At 62.9% G+C, this 20,602-nt stretch carries 16 protein-coding genes; 8 read left to right on the top strand and 8 right to left on the bottom strand.

The window, feature by feature from the left end:
- Positions 1–249 precede the first annotated feature (249 nt).
- From FLM52_02145 to FLM52_02125, 5 genes are all read left to right on the top strand, one after another.
- On the top strand, positions 250–594 hold the full coding sequence (locus FLM52_02145) for a hypothetical protein (protein ID NVN54606.1): 345 nt from the start codon (positions 250–252) through the stop codon (positions 592–594).
- Between the two features lie 203 nt (positions 595–797).
- Positions 798–1,112 carry a hypothetical protein gene (locus tag FLM52_02140; protein NVN54605.1) on the top strand — a complete coding sequence of 105 codons (315 nt, stop codon included), beginning with the start codon at positions 798–800 and terminating at the stop codon, positions 1,110–1,112.
- A gap of 242 nt (positions 1,113–1,354) precedes the next feature.
- Positions 1,355–2,245 carry a pseudouridine synthase gene (locus FLM52_02135; protein ID NVN54604.1) on the top strand — a complete coding sequence of 297 codons (891 nt, stop codon included), beginning with the start codon at positions 1,355–1,357 and terminating at the stop codon, positions 2,243–2,245.
- Positions 2,246–2,569: 324 nt separating this feature from the next.
- On the top strand, positions 2,570–3,577 hold the full coding sequence (locus FLM52_02130; GenBank protein ID NVN54603.1) for a DUF3500 domain-containing protein: 1,008 nt from the start codon (positions 2,570–2,572) through the stop codon (positions 3,575–3,577).
- Positions 3,574–4,191, top strand: coding sequence for a hypothetical protein (locus tag FLM52_02125; protein ID NVN54602.1), 618 nt, complete (start codon positions 3,574–3,576; stop codon positions 4,189–4,191). Before FLM52_02130 ends, FLM52_02125 begins: the two co-directional genes overlap by 4 nt.
- A 188-nt stretch (positions 4,192–4,379) precedes the next feature.
- Here FLM52_02125 and guaA read toward each other — a convergent pair whose 3' ends face one another.
- Both guaA and guaB read right to left on the bottom strand, forming a co-directional pair.
- Positions 4,380–5,954: a glutamine-hydrolyzing GMP synthase gene (gene guaA, locus FLM52_02120; GenBank protein ID NVN54601.1), complete on the bottom strand. Its 1,575-nt coding sequence runs from the start codon at positions 5,952–5,954 to the stop codon at positions 4,380–4,382.
- A 164-nt stretch (positions 5,955–6,118) separates the two neighbouring features.
- On the bottom strand, positions 6,119–7,588 hold the full coding sequence (gene guaB, locus FLM52_02115) for an IMP dehydrogenase (protein NVN54600.1): 1,470 nt from the start codon (positions 7,586–7,588) through the stop codon (positions 6,119–6,121).
- A gap of 427 nt (positions 7,589–8,015) precedes the next feature.
- Here guaB and FLM52_02110 point away from each other — a divergent pair, with 427 nt between their 5' ends.
- The gene (locus FLM52_02110; protein ID NVN54599.1) at positions 8,016–9,386 is read left to right on the top strand and encodes an exodeoxyribonuclease VII large subunit; all 1,371 of its coding nucleotides are present in this window, start codon (positions 8,016–8,018) and stop codon (positions 9,384–9,386) included.
- Between the two features lie 251 nt (positions 9,387–9,637).
- Here FLM52_02110 and glrR read toward each other — a convergent pair whose 3' ends face one another.
- From glrR to FLM52_02080, 6 genes are all read right to left on the bottom strand, one after another.
- Entirely contained in the window at positions 9,638–11,005 is a 1,368-nt protein-coding gene (glrR, locus tag FLM52_02105) for a two-component system response regulator GlrR (GenBank protein NVN54598.1), read from the bottom strand.
- A gap of 120 nt (positions 11,006–11,125) precedes the next feature.
- Entirely contained in the window at positions 11,126–11,692 is a 567-nt protein-coding gene (locus FLM52_02100; GenBank protein NVN54597.1) for a hypothetical protein, read from the bottom strand.
- A gap of 4 nt (positions 11,693–11,696) precedes the next feature.
- Positions 11,697–13,253: a HAMP domain-containing histidine kinase gene (locus FLM52_02095; protein ID NVN54596.1), complete on the bottom strand. Its 1,557-nt coding sequence runs from the start codon at positions 13,251–13,253 to the stop codon at positions 11,697–11,699.
- A gap of 1,086 nt (positions 13,254–14,339) precedes the next feature.
- Positions 14,340–15,650, bottom strand: a complete 1,311-nt coding sequence (locus FLM52_02090; protein NVN54595.1) for an amino-acid N-acetyltransferase — start codon at positions 15,648–15,650, stop codon at positions 14,340–14,342.
- Positions 15,651–15,880: 230 nt separating this feature from the next.
- Positions 15,881–17,164, bottom strand: a complete 1,284-nt coding sequence (locus FLM52_02085) for an inorganic phosphate transporter (GenBank protein NVN54594.1) — start codon at positions 17,162–17,164, stop codon at positions 15,881–15,883.
- 40 nt (positions 17,165–17,204) lie between these two features.
- Positions 17,205–17,885, bottom strand: a complete 681-nt coding sequence (locus FLM52_02080) for a TIGR00153 family protein (GenBank protein NVN54593.1) — start codon at positions 17,883–17,885, stop codon at positions 17,205–17,207.
- A 258-nt stretch (positions 17,886–18,143) separates the two neighbouring features.
- On the opposite strand from FLM52_02080, the gene FLM52_02075 reads away from it, so the two are divergent.
- Together FLM52_02075 and FLM52_02070 are read left to right on the top strand one after the other, a co-directional pair.
- Positions 18,144–19,367, top strand: a complete 1,224-nt coding sequence (locus tag FLM52_02075; GenBank protein ID NVN54592.1) for a CYTH domain-containing protein — start codon at positions 18,144–18,146, stop codon at positions 19,365–19,367.
- A gap of 151 nt (positions 19,368–19,518) precedes the next feature.
- Positions 19,519–20,565: an ion transporter gene (locus FLM52_02070; protein ID NVN54591.1), complete on the top strand. Its 1,047-nt coding sequence runs from the start codon at positions 19,519–19,521 to the stop codon at positions 20,563–20,565.
- Positions 20,566–20,602 lie beyond the last annotated feature (37 nt).

The raw sequence follows: 20,602 nt of genomic DNA, 5'->3' as shown, positions 1-20,602 counted from the left end.
GGCCGTCTGGTTGCATCGATTGATGATTTTTCTCACCAGATTAACCACTTGGCAGCGCAATCCCGCCTCGCGTCCCCTTGGCGCAAACGCCTGCCGCACTGGAGGGTCTAGCGACCTCAAGCTGCCATTGTTGGGCGCAATATCAGCAGTCACTGCTTCTGTAAAAACGCCGACTTACCCGCCCTGATCCTGGCCCCTTGCCCCTGGTCCGGCCTGCCGGCCCGCATTGCAAAGGCGCGCTTTCCGGCCTTGAGCGCCCAACTGCTGGCGCATGCCGCGCGCATTGCAGCAGAACGCGAGCGCGGCGAGATTCTCGACGACGCCTGTGCCATGAGTGCAGTGCCGACGGTAATTCAGGAGATCTGGCTGGCCAGTGGCGAGCTTGAGACATTCGCATTACGCGAAGGCATCCAGATCGAGAGCCTGGCGGAGCTGCTGGGTGAGCACACGCCGCCTGACAGCCCCACCACCGCTGCACAAAGTGGCGCGCCAGCGCGGGTCGTGAGGCCCCTTGATACTTTCGACTGGCTGCATCTGGCGCTGGAGCAGCTGTTGCAGATACATCAGGACAAGCAACGTTTGCACCCAGACTGATGTATCTCGGCGCCAAAACTCGTATGGTGAGAGAGAGGCTCGGCCTGTCGTCGATCAAGATGACGCGCGAGCCTCGAGCACGACTGTCATATGCACGACTGGAACGCATTTCTGGTACGAGCAACAAGGCACGACATCAAGCACAGCACGCGGAGCAGAACATCACGATCGATCATTGAAAACGACCAGCCGAGGAGGTTCACATGAAGGTCTACAAACCTGAATGGCGTTGCACGCTCGACGTGACGGAAGGCCCCGACCCCACCGCCCGCTGGAAAACACGGCTTGCCTGGCGCCTGCGCGCCCTCGCCGACCGCTTTGATGGCGGTAGTCGTACGATGAAGATTGACTGCAATGTCACCCCGGCGCTCACCCGCGAAGAGGTCGACACCTGCCTGGGCAAGGGCTTCGCCCTCAGCCAGAATCTGATGCTGCAACTGGCCAACCACAGCGCCTGCGAAGATGTCCTGCGCGACGCCAAGGCCGAGCTCTACGAAGAAGAGCAACACCCGATGTAATGGTTTGATCTCAGTAGAACCCGCAGATCGACCCATCGGGAACAGTAGTCCGCAAGACGCATGAAAAAGCCCTCCCGGCGATGCCGGGAGGGCTTTTTTGATGTTGTATCTCAGCGCCTTGAACAGACCTCTGGCCCCAGCCCCCCTACCTGAAACAGCGGCAAAAATACTGACAACGTCGCTCCCCACCATTCCCTGTACAATGGCTCCCTCAAGCCGCTCCTCTCAACCTCAGGCCTTCCATGTCCATTTCCGCACGTCCTTCCAAGCTGAGCCTGCCGCAGGTCAACCCCGGTGTGACGACGGTGCTGGAGTATCTGCTGCTCAAGTTTCCGGCGATTGCCGAGTCACGCTGGCGCGAGCGCATGGCCCAGGGCAAGGTACATCGCGATGATGGCTCGCGGATTACGCCAGAGTCGCCCTACCAGCCGCATCTTCGCGTGTTCTATTACCGCGAGGTGGCAAGCGAGCCGAGCATTCCCTTCGCGGAGCAGGTGCTCTATCAGGATGAGCACATTCTGGTGGCTTACAAGCCGCACTTTCTGCCGGTAACGCCTGGCGGTCTGTACGTGAACGAGTGCTTGCAGCAGCGCCTGCGCGACAGTACCGGAATAGAGGCGCTGCAGGCGGTGCATCGCCTGGATAGAGTCACGGGAGGGCTGGTGCTGTGCTCAGTCAATCCCGACACGCGCCCCCTCTACCATCAACTGTTCAAATCACGGAATATCCACAAGACCTATCAGGCCATCGCCGAGACACACAGCGATGAGTCCCTGGTGGGCCAGCAGTGGGAGGTGAAGAAACGTCTTGAGCAGAGCGAGCAGCGCTTCCGCATTCATGTCACTGAAGGCTCAGCCAACAGCCACTCCGTGATCCGCTGCATAGACCAGCGTGGCAGCCGGGCATTGTTCGAGCTGCACCCCATCACCGGACGACGCCATCAGCTGCGGGTGCACATGCAGTCATTGGGCTGGCCGATCCTGAATGACCGCTACTACCCCGAGCTGCAACCGCTCTCGCCGGATGACTACGCGCGCCCCTTGCAGCTGCTCTCCAAGGGGTTCGAGTTCATTGACCCTGTCAGCGGCGAGGAAAGACGCTTCGAATACGACGGTGACCTGACACTGGCGTGAGCCGTGGCATGGCCCGTGGCTGTCATCGCCTACCGACGCACAGGCCACGGCATGTGCACAAAGAAATCATCTGACGAAAGCTTCCTGCTCGACGTCAGGCGGGCTAAGGTTTTCCTTCGCCCCCGGAAAATAGGCCTACCGATGTCCCGACGTCTCGCAGTGACCGGAGGAGCCGCGCTGGCCGCGCTCCTGTCCTTCCCCGTCCTCGCACAACAAGGGCACGACGGGCCGCCGCCCGGCCACGACGGACCGCCGCCGATGTCAGCGGAAGACCAGGCCTTGAGCGAGGCGCTGCGTGCGCGCATGGGCGATACCAGCACCCAGATGCAGAGCGTGCCCATACCCGAGAGCGCCGCCGAGTGCGGCGATACGCCGGGCTACGAGCGCATGCTGTGTCTGATCGATCTGCTCAAGGCCGATATCTCCGATGATCTTCTCGAGAACCTGCAGCATGACTACTCCCTCGCAGAGGCCGAGAACTGGAGCAATCTGCCAGCCGGTGCCTTCCCGAAACGCCCCGGCGTGCTACTGGGCGAGCTGAACATCAAGCAGCGCGGACTGGTCAAGGCCATCATGCTGGAAGCCACCGGCCACGCGCCCGATGAAGGCTTCGACGAGATGCTCCAGACGCTCAACGCCGATGACTACATCAACACCGTCAGCACCGACTACAAGGCCGGTTACTCCTCCTACAACACCAAGTTCGCCCTCCTCGGCACGCCCGGCGAGACCGGCACCTGGGAGCTGTACTACGGCGGCCACCACATGGCCTTCGCCAACACCTACACCGACGGCAAGCTGGCTGGGGCCACGCCCTCCTTCCGGGGCGTGGAACCCTTCCCCTATTTCGAGATGAACGGTCGCGTGAACGAGCCGCTGACCCAGGAGCGCGATGCCTTCGCCACCCTGTTGAGCTCGCTCTCCGATGACCAGAAGGCCGAGGCCACGCTGGAAGGCACCTACCGCGACATCCTCGCTGGCCCCCAGGCCGACGACGCCATCCCCGAAAGCTATGAAGGCCTGCCGGTTTCCGAGTTGGATGATGACCAGCAAGCGCTGCTGCTGACGGCCATCGAGTCCTACGTGGACGACATCTCCGCCCCCGAAGCCGCGGCCTACATGGAGAAGTACACCTCCGAACTTCCCGAGACCTATCTCGGCTTCTCCGGCACGCCGCAGGTCAGCGCCGAGAATGACTACGTGCGTCTCCACGGCCCCTCGCTGTGGATCGAATTCTCGTTGCAGTCGAACAAGTCCACCGACAAGATCGGCAACCACCCGCACTCGGTATGGCGGGATCGCACCGACGACTACGGCGGCCAGACCGAATGAGCCGGCGCGTTTCCTGGCGCACCGCCCTGCTCGCCCTTGTCATGATCTCTTTCGGCCACGGGGCCAGCGGGGCGGGAGGCGGCCTCATCGAGACGGCTCACGCCCACGCCCTGCCCGGCAGCGTGCTGACATTCGAGCAGCAACCGCAGCACACGCTGCACCTCACGCTCCAGTTCCCGCGCGAGGATCTGCTGATCGCCGCGCCGGAACTGGCAGCCCTTGGTGAGCAGGCACCAGGCCAGCCCCTGCCGCAGCCACTGGTGGATCAACTCGGCGACTATCTCAGTCACCACCTCGCCTTGTCAGCGAATCACACACAACTGACGCTGCAACTGGTGGGAGCGCGCCTCGCATCCACCTATCAGCCACAACTTGGCGACTACGTGCTGGTCGTCACGCAATGGAACGTGAAGACCGACAAGGCCGAACCGGACTCCCTGCTGCTGAAATACGACGCCGTGATGCACGAAGTCCGCAACCACCGCGCCGATGTCTACTGGCAGACCCCTGATGGCGACACCCGCCCACTGGCCGGCTTCGGCTTCTTCCACTCCGCCCACGGCGTCCGACTGAATTTGCAGAAAGCCAGACAGGCGCCAGTCGAGCAGGAATGAGTCGAGCAGGAATGAGCCGAGCTGGCATAAACAAGCCGGTAAGCGTTTCCTGAATCGCGCCCACAAAAAAGCCCTTCCGGCCAATGGCCAGAAGGGCTTTTTGCTTGCTGCGTTCTCGTCTTGATCGGTTCTAAAGACCGTCTCGACAGAACGCTGCGTCAGCTCAGCGAGGGGTGATCGTCAGGCGATCATTCCCACTCGATGGTGGCCGGCGGCTTGCTGCTGACGTCATAGGTGACGCGCGAGACATGCTCCAGCTCGTTGATGATGCGGTTGGAGACCTTCTCCAGCAGCTCATACGGCAGGTGCGCCCAGCGGGCCGTCATGAAGTCGACGGTCTCGACGGCACGGATACCGATGACCCACTCGTAACGACGGCCATCGCCGACGACGCCGACGGACTTGACCGGCAGGAAGACGGCGAACGCCTGGCTGGTCTTGTGATACCAGCCGAAGTTGTGCAGTTCTTCGATGAAGATGGCGTCGGCTTCACGCAGGATGTCCGCGTATTCCTTCTTCACTTCCCCGAGGATACGCACACCCAGACCCGGCCCCGGGAAGGGGTGACGGTAGACCATGTCATACGGCAGGCCGAGTTCGAGGCCGACCTTGCGGACTTCGTCCTTGAACAGTTCGCGCAGCGGCTCGACCAGTTCCATCTTCATGTCGTCCGGCAGGCCGCCGACATTGTGGTGGGACTTGATGACGTGGGACTTGCCGGTCTTGCTGGCGGCGGATTCGATCACGTCCGGGTAGATGGTGCCCTGGGCGAGGAAGTCGACTTCGGTCAGCTTGGCGGCTTCGGCATCGAACACTTCGATGAAGGTGTTGCCGATGGCCTTGCGCTTGGCTTCCGGGTCGCTGACGCCAGCCAGCTTGCCGAGGAAGAGATCTTCAGCGTCAACACGGATGACCTTGACGCCCATGTGGCGAGAGAAGGTTTCCATGACCTGGTCGCCTTCATTCTTGCGAAGCAGGCCGTTGTCGACGAAGACGCAGGTCAGCTGGTCGCCGATGGCCTTGTGCAGCAGCGCCGCGACCACGGAGGAGTCGACGCCGCCGGACAGGCCGAGCAGCACCTTGCGGTCACCGACCTGGGCGCGAACGCGATCGGTCAGGTCTTCGATGATCTTGGCCGGGGTCCACAGGCGCTCGGACTGGCAGATCTCGATCACGAAGTGCTCGAGGATGCGCTGGCCCTGCAGGGTGTGGGTGACTTCCGGGTGGAACTGCACGCCGTAGAACTGCTTCTCTTCCCACGCCATGGCGGCGATCGGGCAGCTCGGGGTGGAGGCGGTGACGGTGAAGGTCTCCGGGATCTTCGCGACCTTGTCACCGTGGCTCATCCAGACGTCGAGCAGCGGGCGGCCTTCGTCGTCCAGGTGGTCCTTGATGTCCTTGAACAGCGCGGACTCACCGTCGACACGAATCTGGGCATAGCCGAATTCGCGCACGTTGGAGCCTTCGACCTTGCCGCCGAGCTGCTCGGCCATGGTCTGCATGCCGTAACAGATGCCGAACACCGGTAGCCCCATCTCGAACACGCACTCGGGCGCACGCGGCGAGTCCAGCTCGGTGACGGATTCCGGGCCACCGGCCAAGATGATGCCGTTGGGGTTGTACTCGCGGATCTCTTCTTCAGTGATGTCGAAGGCACGCACCTCGGAGAACACGCCCAGCTCACGCACGCGACGCGCGATCAGCTGTGTGTACTGGGAACCGAAATCGAGGATCAGGATCTTGTGGGAATGGATGTCTTGCATCTTCAGTCTCTCATTGGGGAGTCATGTGACCCGCTTCGGAGCTGCGAGGGAGCGCGGCGTCGTCTCCTTCCGGCCCCCGAAACCGCCGGGGAAGAAGTTTTCTCGACCTAAGCAAAGCGGGAACCCGTGTAGGGCTCCCGCTTTGCGTCGCGCTTCGCTATGTCTCAGTCGCGCCGATAGTTGGGCGCTTCCTTGGTGATCTGCACGTCGTGGACGTGGGATTCGGCGAAGCCGGCACCAGTGATCTGCACGAATTGCGGCACGGTGCGCATCTCTTCGATGGTCTGGCTACCGGTGTAGCCCATGGAGGCACGCAGGCCGCCCATCAGCTGGTGCACGATGGCGCTCATCATGCCCTTGTAGGGCACGCGGCCTTCGATGCCTTCCGGCACCAGCTTCTCGACGCCGGCATTCTTGTCCTGGAAGTAACGGTCGCTGGACCCCTGGGTCTGGGACATGGCGCCCATGGAACCCATGCCGCGATACGCCTTGTAGGTACGGCCCTGGAACAGCTCGACTTCGCCCGGCGCTTCCTCGGTACCGGCGAGCAGACCGCCGATCATGACGATGCTGGCGCCTGCGGCGATGGCCTTGGCGATGTCACCGGAGAAGCGGATACCGCCATCGGCGATGACCGGCACGTCGTACTTGGCCATGGCGGCCGCGACGTTGGCGACGGCACTGATCTGCGGCACGCCGACACCGGCGACGATACGCGTGGTGCAGATGGAACCCGGGCCGATGCCGACCTTGACGCCGTCCGCGCCGGCTTCCGCCAGGGCGATGGCAGCTTCGGCGGTCGCGATGTTGCCACCGATGACCTGAATCTTCGGGTGGTGCTCCTTGACCCAGGCGACGCGGTCGATCACGCCCTTGGAGTGACCGTGCGCGGTATCGACGACGATGACGTCAACGCCGGCTTCGGCCAGTGCCGCGATGCGGTCCGGCGTTTCCGGGCCGGTGCCGACGGCGGCGCCCACCAGCAGGCTGCCATTGCTGTCCTTCGCCGCGTTCGGGTAGGTCTTGACCTTCTCGATGTCGCGAACGGTGACGAGGCCGCGCAGGCGGAATTCGTCATCGACGATCGGCATCTTCTCGATGCGGCTTTCCTGCAGCTTGGCCTTGATCTGATCCAGCGGCGTGCCTTCCAGTACGGTGACCAGCTTGTCGCGGCCGGTCATGATGCCGGCGACGGTATCGCTGAAGTCAGGCTGGAAGCGCATGTCGCGACCGGTCACGATGCCGACCAGGTATTCACCCTCAACCACCGGGAAGCCGGAGTAGCCATGCTCCTCGGACATTGCCAGCAGATCCTGGATCTTGGCCTTCGGGCTGACAGTGACCGGGTCACGCACGATGACGCTTTCGTGCTTCTTGACCTTGCGGACTTCCGCGGCCTGCTGGGCGATGCTCATGCTCTTGTGGATGATGCCGACACCACCTTCCTGCGCCATGGCGATGGCCAGGCGAGCTTCGGTGACGGTATCCATCGCAGAGGAGATGAGCGGGATATTGACGCTGATGTCGCGTGTGAGACGTGATCTCAGGCTGACGTCCTTGGGGAGGACCTCGGAGTAGCCGGGGACGAGAAGAACGTCATCAAACGTCAGAGCTTCTTGCGCTATACGTAGCATGTCGAACGCCCAGTAGCAGTTTATGAGGGATGCGCGAAAGCCGCAGTGCAGGGCCCGTGGGACAGGCGCCATGACTACGGTTCTTGCGATTGCTGCGAGGTAATCACCCATGATAACCCATTCGCCACGCCCGAGACAAACGTCGCAGGCTATCAATCTCGCGACACCTCGTCCCGACGGCATTGACCATCTGGTCAACTAAAGCCACGGATGACGCGGCCTGCGGGCTGGCGGGCGGTGAGTCACCTTGCCAGGGCCGCGCCTCGCTGGGTGCTATCCAGCGCATCCCGATGGGTCGCCTTGGATCGTCTCTCGCTTCTCGCCTGTGGCATCATTGTCTTGTTCTCTTCACCAGCTTCAGTGCTTCACAACTTCAATAGTCGCCCTCACTCAAGCTCCCCGTCAGCTCCAGCACAAGGAAAGTCGCGTGTTCGAAACCTCGTCTGCCGCCAACGCCATCAGCGTGACCCAGCTCAACCGCGAGGCCAAGGGCCTGCTGGAGCGAGGCCTGGGGGAGCTCTGGATCGAGGGGGAAATCTCGGGCTTTTCGCAGCCGCGCTCCGGCCACTGCTACTTCACGCTCAAGGATGACAACGCCCAGGTGCGCTGTGCGCTGTTCAAGAGCCGTGCCCAGTTTCTGCGCGAGAAGCCCAAGGACGGAGATCGGGTGCGGGTGCGCGCCAAGGTGTCACTGTTCGAGGCGCGCGGCGACTATCAGTTGATCGTCGAGGCATTGCAGCAGGCGGGGCTGGGGGAGTGGCTGGCGCGCCTGGCGCGCCTCAAGGAGCAACTGGCGGCCGAGGGCGTGTTCGCCAATCAGCGCGCCCTGCCCCATCCGCCGCGCCATCTGGGCGTGATCACCTCCGCCACCGGTGCGGCGCTGCAGGATGTGATCGCGGTGACGCGCAAGCGCTGGCCGCAGGCGCAGCTGAGCGTGTTGCCGGTCGCCGTGCAGGGGCCGCAGGCGGTGCCGCAGCTGATTCGCGCGGTGGCGATGGCCAATCGCGACAGCGACTGTGATGCTCTGCTGATCACACGTGGCGGCGGCAGCCTGGAAGACCTGTGGGCTTTCAATGACCAGCATCTGGCGCGCGCCATCTTCCACTCGCGCCTGCCGGTGGTGGCGGCCATCGGCCACGAGACCGACACCACCCTGGCGGAGCTGGCCGCCGACCTGCGCGCGCCGACGCCCTCCGCCGCTGCCGAGGCGCTATATCCTGATCAGCTCGCCCAGGTGCAGCAGCTGACCGCCCTCAAGCAGCGCCTGTGGCGCGCGCAGCGTGCCCGTCTCGATCAGGCGGCGCAACGTCTGGATCACGCCCGTTCACGCCTGCGTCATCCGGCCCGAGAGCTCGAGACCCAGCGCCAGCGTGCCCGCGAGCTGGAACGCCGCCTGCACACTGCAGTGCGCATGCGCATGACCAGTGAGCAGCAGAAGGCCGACCAGCTGACCCGGCGCCTGCAGCAGGCAAGCCCGGCGCGCGACATCCAGCGTCATCGTCAGCAACTGGCGATGCTGACCCCGCGCCTCAACAACACCCTGCCCCGCCGTCTGGCCGCCGACCGCGAACGCCTGGAAGGCGCGATGCGTGCGCTGAATGCGGTCAGTCCGCTCAATGTACTCAGCCGCGGCTACGCCATCGTCGAACGCGTCGGCAGTCACTCGACACCAGCACATGGCGACAGCAAGGTCATCCGCGCCGCCCACCAGACCCAGCCCGGTGAGATGCTCTCGATCCGCCTCGGCGAAGGCCGCCTCGCCGTCGAGGTCAAACGCCGCTACAAGCCGCGCCCCTGAGCCCTGTCTTGCCTCGGACTGACGAGAACAAGACGAGAACAAGACGAAAAAAGCCCCGCTACCAGAACCGGTAACGGGGCTTATTCTTGGGCGTTTCACGTCCGCCACAGCGAGCCGCTTTTGATCTCACACTTTGCGCGCGTGAGCTTGCAAGAAGTGGTGCGCTGGATCGCTTCTGACCTTACGCCCTTCGCGCAGCTCCGGGCCGCTTTTGACCTTGCGCCTTTCGCGTGGCCTCGGACGCGATAAACCTAGAAGTCAGGCGGACCCTGCTCGGCGCCCGGCTTGAACACACCCGGCTCCAGATCATGACGTCCCAGCAGCTTGTAGAAATCGGTGCGGTTACGCCCGGCGATACGCGCCGCCTGGGTCACGTTGCCTTCGGTGATCTTCAACACCTTGATCAGGTAGCTGCGCTCGAAGCCGGCACGCGCCTCAGAGAAGGACGGCAAGGCGTTTTCCTCCGCGGCCAGCGCCTGGGAGACCAGCGCTTCCGGAATCATCGAGGAGCTGGTGAGCGCGACACACTGCTCGACCACGTTGACCAGCTGACGCACGTTGCCCGGCCAGGCACTGGAAGCCAACAGGTTGAGCGCTTCCGGCGAGAAGCCCTTCACGAACGGCTTGTGGCGCGCGGCGGCCTGACTGATCAGATACTTGGCCAGCAGCGGCACATCCTCGGCACGCTCGCGCAGGGCGGGCAGCTTCAGATTGACCACGTTGAGTCGGTAGTAGAGGTCTTCGCGGAAGTCGCCGTCATGCATCGCCTTGTCGAGATTGCGGTGCGTGGCGGAGATGATGCGCACGTCGATGGGCACCGAGGTGGTGGAGCCCAGCGGGCGAATCTGACGCTCCTGCAGTGCACGCAGCAGCTTGACCTGCAGCGCCAGCGGCATGTCGCCGATCTCATCGAGGAACAGGGTGCCGCCGTCTGCCGCCTGGAACAGGCCCTGGTGGGCACTGACCGCGCCGGTGAACGAGCCCTTGGCGTGACCGAACAGTTCGCTTTCCAGCAGCTGCTCCGGCAGCGCGCCACAATTGATGGCGACGAAGGGACGCGAGGCACGCGGGCTGGCGTTGTGGATGGCCTTGGCCATCAGCTCCTTGCCCGAACCGGACGGACCGGTGACCAGCACGCTGACATCGGATGCCGCGACCATGCGCGCCTGCTCGAGAATCTGCTCCATCTGCGGGGAGCGAGTGATGATGCCAGCACGCCAGGCATCGTCACCCTCCTTTACGGGCGGCGCCTGGGCCAGCGCCTCATCGATGGCGGCGAACAGCTCGTCCTTGTCGACCGGCTTGGTCAGGAAGCTGAACACGCCCTGACGGGTGGCACTGACGGCATCAGGGATGGAGCCGTGTGCGGTCAGCAGGATGACGGGCATGCCCGGCTGACGCTTCTGCAGCTCACCGAACAGGGCCATGCCATCCATTTCATCCATGCGCAGGTCGGACAGGACCAGGTCTGGACGTGCGGCTTCGAGACGGCTGAGCGCCTCGCGGCCACTGCTGGCCGTCGTGACCTTGAAGCCACGGCTTTCGAGACGCATGCCGAGCAGCTTGAGCAGGCTCGCATCATCATCGACGAGCAGAATATGCGCTTGTGCGTATTTCACACTAACTCTCCTTGCGACACCCGAGGGCCTGGGACATCGACGTCGGGGCCGCACAGTCTTGCGTCATGCAATCGCGGGGATTGAGTGACAGGGTCGTGGCCAGAGTCTGCCGCTGAGGGTTCAGGGCGTGCTCTGGCGGCGCGAATTGATCGATTCTTCGATGGCCGTCAAGGCTTCCAGCTTCTTGGTCAGCTGGGCATTCTCGGCGCTGAGCTTGCGACGGGCACCGTCATTCTTGTCACGCTCGGCGATCAGACCGCGACGCTCCTCGAGGCCATTGAGCCACTGGCGAAGCAGCGGCTGCAGGCGGCTCGGGGCGGTAGGCAGGTCCGCCTTGTAGAGGTCGGAGGCCAGCTCCCAGTCCGATTCATCGCCCCAGCTGAGCACGATGGCACGCGCGAGGCGACGGTCATGGCGGTTGCCTTCCAGCTGCAAAAGGGTGCTTTCACGCCAGCCGCTGTTGCCACGCTGGGCCTGCAGCGCGAAGGCGACCCATTCATCCAGCAGGCAGTCCTCGCCGGTGAAGTCCGGCAGGTCGCCGATGCCGTAGCAGCTCTCCCGCACACTCGGGCTGACCACTTCCGGCTCGCTGCCCGGCATGGTGATATTGGTCAGGGCGCCACAGGCGCTAAGCGTACTGAGCAATACGCCTGCGGCCAAGCGCATCAGTAGTCGTTGCCCCTTCATCACTTCAGTTCCTTGCGTGCTTGATGGCGTTCAGTGACGCCATTTCATGTGGTGTGGACTGCTGATCCGCTCCGGCGGCATCCCTGTCTGCCTGCGGCTCATGCTCACTGCCTTCCCCTGACGTCAGCGAGCGACTCGGTGTCGGCAATGTCAGCCGGAAGCAGACATCCGCCCTGGGATCATCCACCAGCGCCAATTGACCAAATTGGGCGCGGGCGCTGTCAGCGGCGACCGAGAGGCCGATGCCCGAGCCCTTGAGCGGCCCCTTGCGCTTGACCTCGCCCTGATAGAAGGGCTTGAACAGGTGGTCACGGTCCTGGGTTGCGATGGGCTCACCGCTGTTGGCGACTTCGATGACCAGCTTGCGACGCTCCTTGCGGGCTCTCAACCACAGGTCACCACTGTCTTCGCCATAGGCGATGGCATTGGAGATCAGGTTGTCGAGAATACGTCCGGTACGCGGCCTGTCCGCCTCCCAACTGAGGCTGGCAGGCGGAAGATGCACGCGCATGCCCTTCTTTTCCAGTGCCAGACGATGTTTTGCCAGCACTTCCTTGAACACTTCATGCACATCGAAGCGGCTCTGTTCGAGGCCTTGATTGTGCTGCAGCAGATTGTAGTCGAGGAGTTGCTCGATCAGCTTCTGCAATTCCTTGCTGGAATCATCCAGCAGGCCAAGAATCTCGGTCTGGTGCGGACTCAGCGGCCCGGCGACCTCGTCGATCAGCAGGCCGGTGCCTTCACGAATGCTGGCCAGCGGGGTCTTGAGCTCATGCGACATGTGACGCAGGAACTGCTGCTTCTGCTCCTCGAGCTCATCCAGGCGCGTCGACAGCCAGTTGAGGCGCTCGCCCAGCTGCACCAGCTCCGCCGGCCCCTTGATGACGATGGGCCGCTCGCTATCGATGCCACTGCCCAGGCCATTGATGCGGCGCTCCAGCTGCCGGATGGGACGGATGATCAGCCAGGTGAAGAACAGCATCAACAGCAGACTGATGGAGACCAGCGCCGCGGTCTGCCACCACAGCTGATTCTTGACCTGGGAGGCACGGGCGCGGATGCCTTCGATACGCGCATCGACGAGCTCACGCGTGGAGTTGAGCAGGCCACTGGCCTGGATGGAGAAGGGACCGAAGTCTTCCAGGTGGCGGCTGACCTGCTCGACGCTCATCTCGGGCATGCGCTCGAGCTGAGACAGCGTCGCCTTCAACTCGCTGACGCGAGGGTCCCCCTCACCCAACAGCCGCGCCTGCTCATCCAGCAAGGTGCGGAAGCTGTTGGCCTTGTCGGCGTAGATCTTCATCAGATCAGGATTTTCCAGCACGGCGTACTGGCGGGCGCTACGCTCCATCTCGACGGTGAGATTGGTCAGCGTGCGGGCGCGGCGAGTCTGGTCGACCGCCTGGCGGGCACTGACATCCGCCAGTTCCGACAATTCCGACAGCGCCTGCCCAGCCTGGAACATGAGCACGGCAATCGGCAGCATCACCACCAGAAATGCCATCAGAACCAGCTGAGGCAACGAGCGGGGACGCCAGCGTCGTGACACTGTGGAGGCCATGGAAAGAACTCTATGCAGGAAAGGGATGGTCATCATCGAATCACGTCTTCCTAGAGTACCAGAGTTCACCGGCGTCCATCGCGGTTGCCAGTTCGTAAATAAATATGACGCTTATTCAAATCATAAGGTCGCCACGAGACAAACCGTCCCATTGGCAACGTTTCGCATGAAATTAGTAGCCACTCAGCGCTAGACGCACAAAAAAGAGGGCCGGCATAGCCGGCCCCAAGTACGCAGGGAACTGAAGGGTCAGTCATCACGTGGTGACTCTGGCACCTGGAGACCATAGGCACCACGTGATTGGCGGGTCTGACAGGTGGTCTGCCTGCCAGTCCCGGGAGAAAAGAACGTCACCTGGTGGTCGTTCCAGATCAGTTGACGTTCACGCCGGACAGCGTCCGCGCTCCCTATCGGATGTGAAGCAGGGGGCAACACATCGCAATGTGGGTGATCGAGTCGGATGGCTTGCCGACTTGCCCGCCTCGATCATCAATTCGGGGATGACGGCAGCCAATCTCTCCGGCTACCGCATCGGTTTCGGGCATCCTTGCCCGGGCGTCCTTGCCCTCAAGATACTGTCCATGCCCACCAGGGCCGTACCTGTCTCATCGCAACCTGAAGTCACACATCGCGTGGAGCAGACGCTTGGCCTGTCAGCGATCACGGAGCGCACAGGGCAGTGAGTACCGTCATCGTTGGAAGGCCAGAGAAGGGGCCGGTGATGCACCTCATATCTCTTGCTCACGATACCTATTGCCAAAGGCGTGCCATAAACCCGAAAACACATTACAAAACAATGACTTGAAGTTGCCATTACAACGACAGGCATGCCAATGTTGCCCAAGACGGCACACAGAGTCGTGTTTTACTGGCCGATTCGTCGCGATTTGCCAACACATATATAGGACACTATATTTTTCCTTTTATTATCAATATTTTGAAGCGTCTCTTTTGCAAGACAATCCCGCAAGGGGTGGGGGAAAACTGCGACACCTACGCAAGAACACCCGCTGATCTGCCCTCATCGAGGGGGTCATCAGCGGGTGTTCTCCGGGCGATTCATACTGGCAGACAAGTGAGGTGTGGCTAGAGCGACTTGAGCAATACCTTGGAGTTGCGCGCCGAGTTGTAGGCCTCGCGACGCATGGGCGGCAGGTCTTGCAGGCCGGCCGACACGAAACCGTGCTCGATGAACCAGTGAACGGTATGGGTCGTCAGCGCATACAGACGCTCGACGCCGGCGCGACGCGCGCGCAGCTCGATCTCGGCCAGCAGCTGCTCTCCGCGCTGTCCGCGGCGATAGTCATCATGCACGGCTACGCAGGCCAGCTCGCCCATGGCGGCGTCGAGGCTGAGATGCAGTGCCGCACACCCGATGACCATGCCATCGCGCTCCAGCACCACATAGTCGTCGATCTCATGTTCGAGACGCTCCCGCGAGCGGGCCACCAGAATGCCGCGCTGCTCCAGCGGCCCCAGCAGCGCCAGCAGGCCACCGACATCCTCGAGCCGCGCCTTGCGCAGCTGCTCGTAGCCCTGGCGCGTGATCATGGTGCCGATACCGTCACGGGTGAACAACTCGCCCAGCAGGGCGTCACGGTCGCGCCAGCTCAACAGGTGGGTGCGCCCGACGCCGCGACGTGCGGCGCCGCAGGCTGCGGCCAGGTGGCGCGACAGCTCGCTGTCGTCATCGCGAGGCGGCGCCATCAGCGCGGCTTCTTCAGGATTGAGCTGACGTAGCAGCTCGCCGTCTTCGCCGAACAGACCCTCCCCTTCGCCAAGCAGGATCAGCTTGTCAGCGGCCAGCGCCACGGCAGCGTGTTCGGCGACCTCGGCAGCGTCGAGATCGAATATCTCACCAGTGCTGGAGTAACCCAGCGGCGGCAGCACGACGATGGCCTGCTGCGAGAGCAGCCCCTGGATCGCCTCGCTGCGCACGCGGCGCACCTCGCCACCATGCAGGAAGTCGACGCCGTGACGCACGCCCAGTGGCTTGGCCATCACCAGATTGCCGGAGACGGCGGAGAGCTCCACGCCATGCAGCGGCGTATTGGGCAGCCCCTGGGACAGACTCGCCTCTAGGCGCAGACGCAGCGTGGCGACCTGCTGCTCCAGATGGCCGAGAATCTCGCGCGTCACCACCCAGCGGCCCTGATGGCGGTCCGCCTCGATACCGGCAGCCTGCAACGCCTCGGCCACCTGCGGGCGCACCCCGAACACCACCACCAGCTTCACGCCGAGGGTATGCAGCAACGCCAGATCCTGTATCAACTGCGTTCGTCGTGACGAGGACAGGGCATCGCCCTCGATCAGAATGACGAAGGTGCGGCCACGATGGGCATTGATATAGGGGGAGGAGTTGCGAAACCAGTCCGCGAAGGGGAAACGCGTGTTCAAGAGCCAGCTCCGGGCAGGAGAGAGGAAAAATGGCATGTCAGGCATGCCCATGAATCATCATATCAGCGCCGCAGCCTGCACGGCGAGCGCTGCCACCTGACACCCATGTGTCAGATACGAGAAAGGCGACCCGAAGGTCGCCTTTCTCGTTTTACCAATACGTTTTACCAGTTCATCTCATGCAGAGCGTCAGCTCGAGCCAAGGCTCAGGCTCGGAACCATGCGTCGGCTTAGCCGAACATGCCCTTGAACATGAAGAAGAACAGGATCGACAGGATCGCGCCGGCCGGCAGAGTGATCAGCCAGGACATCACGATGGTGCCGATCACGCGCAGGTTGAGCGCTGCCATGCCGCGTGCCAGACCTACCCCCAGCACCGCACCCACGAGAGTGTGGGTGGTGGAGATCGGCAGACCGGTGCCGGAGGCCAGCACGACGGTCGAGGCGGCGGCCAGCGTGGCCGCGAAGCCGCGAGATGGCGTCAACTCGGTGATGCCGGTGCCGACGGTGGCGATGACGCGACGACCATAGGTGACCAGGCCGACGACGATACCGCCGCCACCCAGCACGAGGACCCACCACGGCATGCTCGCCTTGGCGCCGATCTGACCGGCGGAGTCGACGACACTGATGATGGCTGCCAGCGGGCCGACCGCATTGGCCACGTCGTTGGAGCCGTGGGCGAAGGCCATCGCACAGGCGGTGAACATCATCAGCAGGCCGAAGACCTTCTCGACACCGCTGAAGTCGAAGTCGTCACCGGTGGCGCGATTCTTCTCCTTGAGGCGTGAACGCGCGACCTTGCGCTCCATCAGCACGCCGATACCCATCACGATGGCACCGACGACGACGGACAGCAGCAGGCTGGATTCGAAGCTCAGATGCAGGCCGACATGCTTGAGGCCCTTGACCATGGTCACCATCGAGATGATGAAGCCGACCAGGAACATGTACATCGGCACGTAGCGCTTGGCGGCCGCGAACGGGTCTTCGTTGTCGAAGATCAGCGTCTGCACGGACTTGAACAACACGAAGGCGATGGAGCCCGCCAGCAGCGGCGAGACCAGCCAGGAGGCCGCGATCTGACCGACCTTGGCCCACTCGACGGCGTCCACGCCCAGACCCGCAGCGGAGAAGCCGACGATGGCGCCGACGATGGAGTGGGTGGTCGAGACCGGCCAGCCCTTCATGGAAGCGATCAGCAGCCAGATACCGGCGGCCAGCAGCGAGGCCAGCATGCCGTAGACCAGGAACTGCGGATTCTCGATCAGCAGTGACGGGTCGATGATGCCCTTGCGGATGGTGTCAGTCACCTCACCACCGGCAAGCCAGGCACCGAGGAATTCGAAGATCACGGCGATGATGATCGCCTGCTTGATGGTGATCGCCTTGGAACCTACCGAGGTTCCCATGGCATTGGCGACGTCATTCGCACCCACACCCCATGCCATGAAGAAACCGAACAGACAGGCAAGAATGACGAGCACATCGCCGTATTGAGCAATGATGGACATAGAAGACTCTTGGACAGATGGCAGGACGTCCTGACGGCGCTCAGCGCGCCATCAGGATCTGCAGTCGGGTACCGACCTTTTCCGCTTGGTCAGCCACATCGCCGACCCAATCGATGATCTTGTACAGGAAGATCACATCGACGGGCGGGAGACTGGCTTCCAGCGAGAACAGGGTCTGGCGGATGGCGATCTGCTGTTCGTCGGACTGCTTCTCGAGCTCATGCAGCTCGTTGATCAGCTTGTCGACCAGCTCGCTCATGTTACGCCCGAAACCGGACTCGACGAGGTCTTCCAGTTCACCCAACGCACGACGCGCCTGGCAGACCGATTCGACCGCAGTCTTGAGATACTCACCCATGGCGGGCACCAGTGCGGTGGGTATCTGCATATGACGACCCAGCATGATCCCGGCGATGTCCTTGGTGACATTCGCGATGGAATCCTGGACATGGATCAGCTCGAGAAGGTCGGAGCGCGAGACCGGCAGGAACAGCGAGTTGGGCAGGTTGAGGCGCAGCTGCGTCTTCAACTCGTCCGCTTCACGCTCCAGACCACTGATGGTCTTGCGAATGCTGGCTGCCTGCTCCCAATCACCCTGCTCGCAGGCGTCGAAGAAGGTCAGCAAGTGCTGGGCGCACTCGTCGGTCTTGATGATGTGGGTGTGCAGCGCCTTGAAAGGCGAGCGCCCGAACATCGAAGAGAAAGGGTTGGTCGTTACCATAGTGGCCGTCGGCGTTAAGGATTGACGCGCGGAGTGTAGCAAAGCCTTTGTGACGATCACATAACTTTCATCGTAACGTCATGATACCGCCTTGCTGTTGTCATTTACGTAACAACAGCGGCAGTGCGGGGGAACACGAAGGATTCCAGAGGAGAGATTGTCATGTAGCGGCAGGACCCGTGGTCGCTGGCTTTATCCACTGTTCGTAATATAACCAAGGACGTGACGACAGGCAATTACTGTCACCTCAATGTCATCATGCTGTCATATAAATGTGATTGTGCCGACAGCCGATACCCGCATGGCCTCCCCCCTCCTGTGCTTGCCTTACCGCGGGCCAGGCGCGAGCATGAGAGGCATGAGCCTCGATCACCATGCACCATGCTTGCCGGAGGCTCTGCGGTCCTGGCGCCGCTGTCACCATCATCCGTCAGCATCTGTCTTCTTTCATCCGTACAGGGAGTGCCCATCATGGCGCAGGAAATCGAACTCAAACTGGCACTGTCTCACCCCGTCATTGATCGCGATGCCATTCTGGAGACACTGACGAGCATTGCAGAGCTGGCAACGGTCACCCCCAGGCGGCGCTGGCTGGCCAACACCTATTTCGACACCCCCGAGCATGCGCTGGAGCGTGCGCGCATGGCGCTGCGTCTGCGCCAGAGTGGTGAGAATGCCGACAGCACGGGGGCCCTGCGCCAGACGCTCAAGACCAGCGGCGAGAGTCATGGCGGACTGCATTCTCGCGGCGAATGGGAATGGGAGCTGCCCGAGGGCCAGACCGGCCTCGACCTCGACGGCCTGCGTGGCCTGCCGCCCTTGCAGGCGCTGGAAGACGGCGCCCGCGAGCAGCTGCTGAGTGCGCTCGCGCCCAGCTTCAGCACCGATTTCGAGCGTCATGCCTGGCAGCTCGACGTCAAGGCGACATGCAGCGACGGGAATCTGAGCGACGAGCAGGTCATCGTCGGTGTCGAGATGGCGCTGGACCTTGGCGCGGTGAAGGCAAGTGGTCGCGAAGTGACCATCCAGGAAATCGAGCTCGAGCTGACCGGCGGCGAAGAACTCGCCCCAGAGGTGAGAGAAGCCGTGCTCTGGCAGCTGGCGGATTCGCTGGCCAGCCACCTGGCACTGCGTCCGGCGGATGCCAGCAAGGCCAAGCGCGGCGCGGCGCTGCGGGATGGCGAATGGCATGAGAAGACGCTGGATACCACTGACCCCGGCGCGCTGCTGTCCGCCGCCATCGATGCACTCGATGCCCACGCCGACCGACAGGCGAAAGACGACCTCAAGTGGCACGCGCATGCGCTGGCCGCCCTGTCGGCCCTCGCATCACGGCTGGCCGCCTGTCAGCATCCCGGCCATATCCACGCGGTGGCGCTGGTCGAGGCGCTGGAAAGCAGCGACGGCGACGCCTCACAGGACTGGGCGACTCGCGACTTCGGCCAGCACAGCCTGTCACTGCTCGCGACGCTGCGCGGCTGAACCTCAAAACGACACTGACTGCCCAGCCACCAGGCGCTAGACCACTGGCTGATGGACAACGGCCGGGCAGTCACTGAAGGTCACACACTGAGACATCCCCGATACGCCCTGACATTCATCCGGCGTCATCACGCCCGTCAAGGAAGCCTGCATGCCTGAACGCCAGGGCCCTGCCAATGAATATGGCAGCACGCCGCAAAGCCCCCCAGCGTCACCCTCGCACCCCAGCGACTACGAGCCCGCCACGGGCCGTCTGCGCGCGCGGCTGTTTCACTGGATCTTCGAATCCGACACCAAGGCGGCCAAGGCCTTCGATATCGGTCTGATCCTGATGATCTTCGCCAGTGTCGCCGTGGTGATGCTCGACAGCGTGCCCTCGCTGAATGCGCAATACGGCGAGCTGTTCCGCATCATGGAGTGGGGCTTCACGATCATCTTCACGCTGGAATACGCCGTCCGCCTCTACTGCCTGAAGCATCCCGGCACCTGGGCCAAGGGCTTCTACGGCGTGCTCGATCTGCTGTCGATCGCGCCCACCTGGCTGTCGCTGCTGATTCCGGGTGCCCAGGCCTTGCTGGTGGTGCGCGTGCTGCGTGTGCTGCGCCTGTTCCGCGTGCTGCGTCTGATGGCCTTCGTCGGCGAGGGCCGCATGCTGGTCGAGGCCATGACGCGCAGCCGGCGCAAGATCCTGCTGTTCTTCATCACCGTGCTCAGCCTGGTCACGGTCTTCGGCGCCCTGATCTATCTGATCGAGCCACCCGAGGCCGGCTTCACCTCCATCCCCAAGGCGCTCTACTGGGGCGTGGTGACGCTGACGACGGTGGGTTATGGCGATATCGCGCCCATCACGCCGCTGGGGCAGTTCATCTCGGCACTGATGATGATTCTCGGCTACTCGATCCTTGCCGTGCCCACCGGGGTGTTCTCGGCCGAGGTTCTCAACGGCCTGCGCATGCAGCAGACCAGCGACGAAGCCTGCCCGGGCTGTGGTCGCGAAGGCCATGATCGCAACGCCAAGTACTGCAAGTTCTGCGGCACCTGGCTGGACGAGGACACCCGCGACCCGCGCGAGCCGGAACCTGAGACAGAGCCGGATCCCGAATCTGCGCCTGACGCAGAGACGCCATCGGACGATCAGCCAGAACCTCCCGATAGCGGGCCTCCGGATAGCGGGCCTTCCGACCGCGACCGCAGCTGACGAAGCCGAGAGTCGCTCAGCACACGACAATTGCTCG

This window comes from bacterium Scap17 (genome assembly GCA_013376735.1).
Classification (GTDB): Bacteria; Pseudomonadota; Gammaproteobacteria; order Pseudomonadales; family Halomonadaceae; genus Cobetia.
This window is presented reverse-complemented; position numbering and strand designations above follow the sequence as displayed.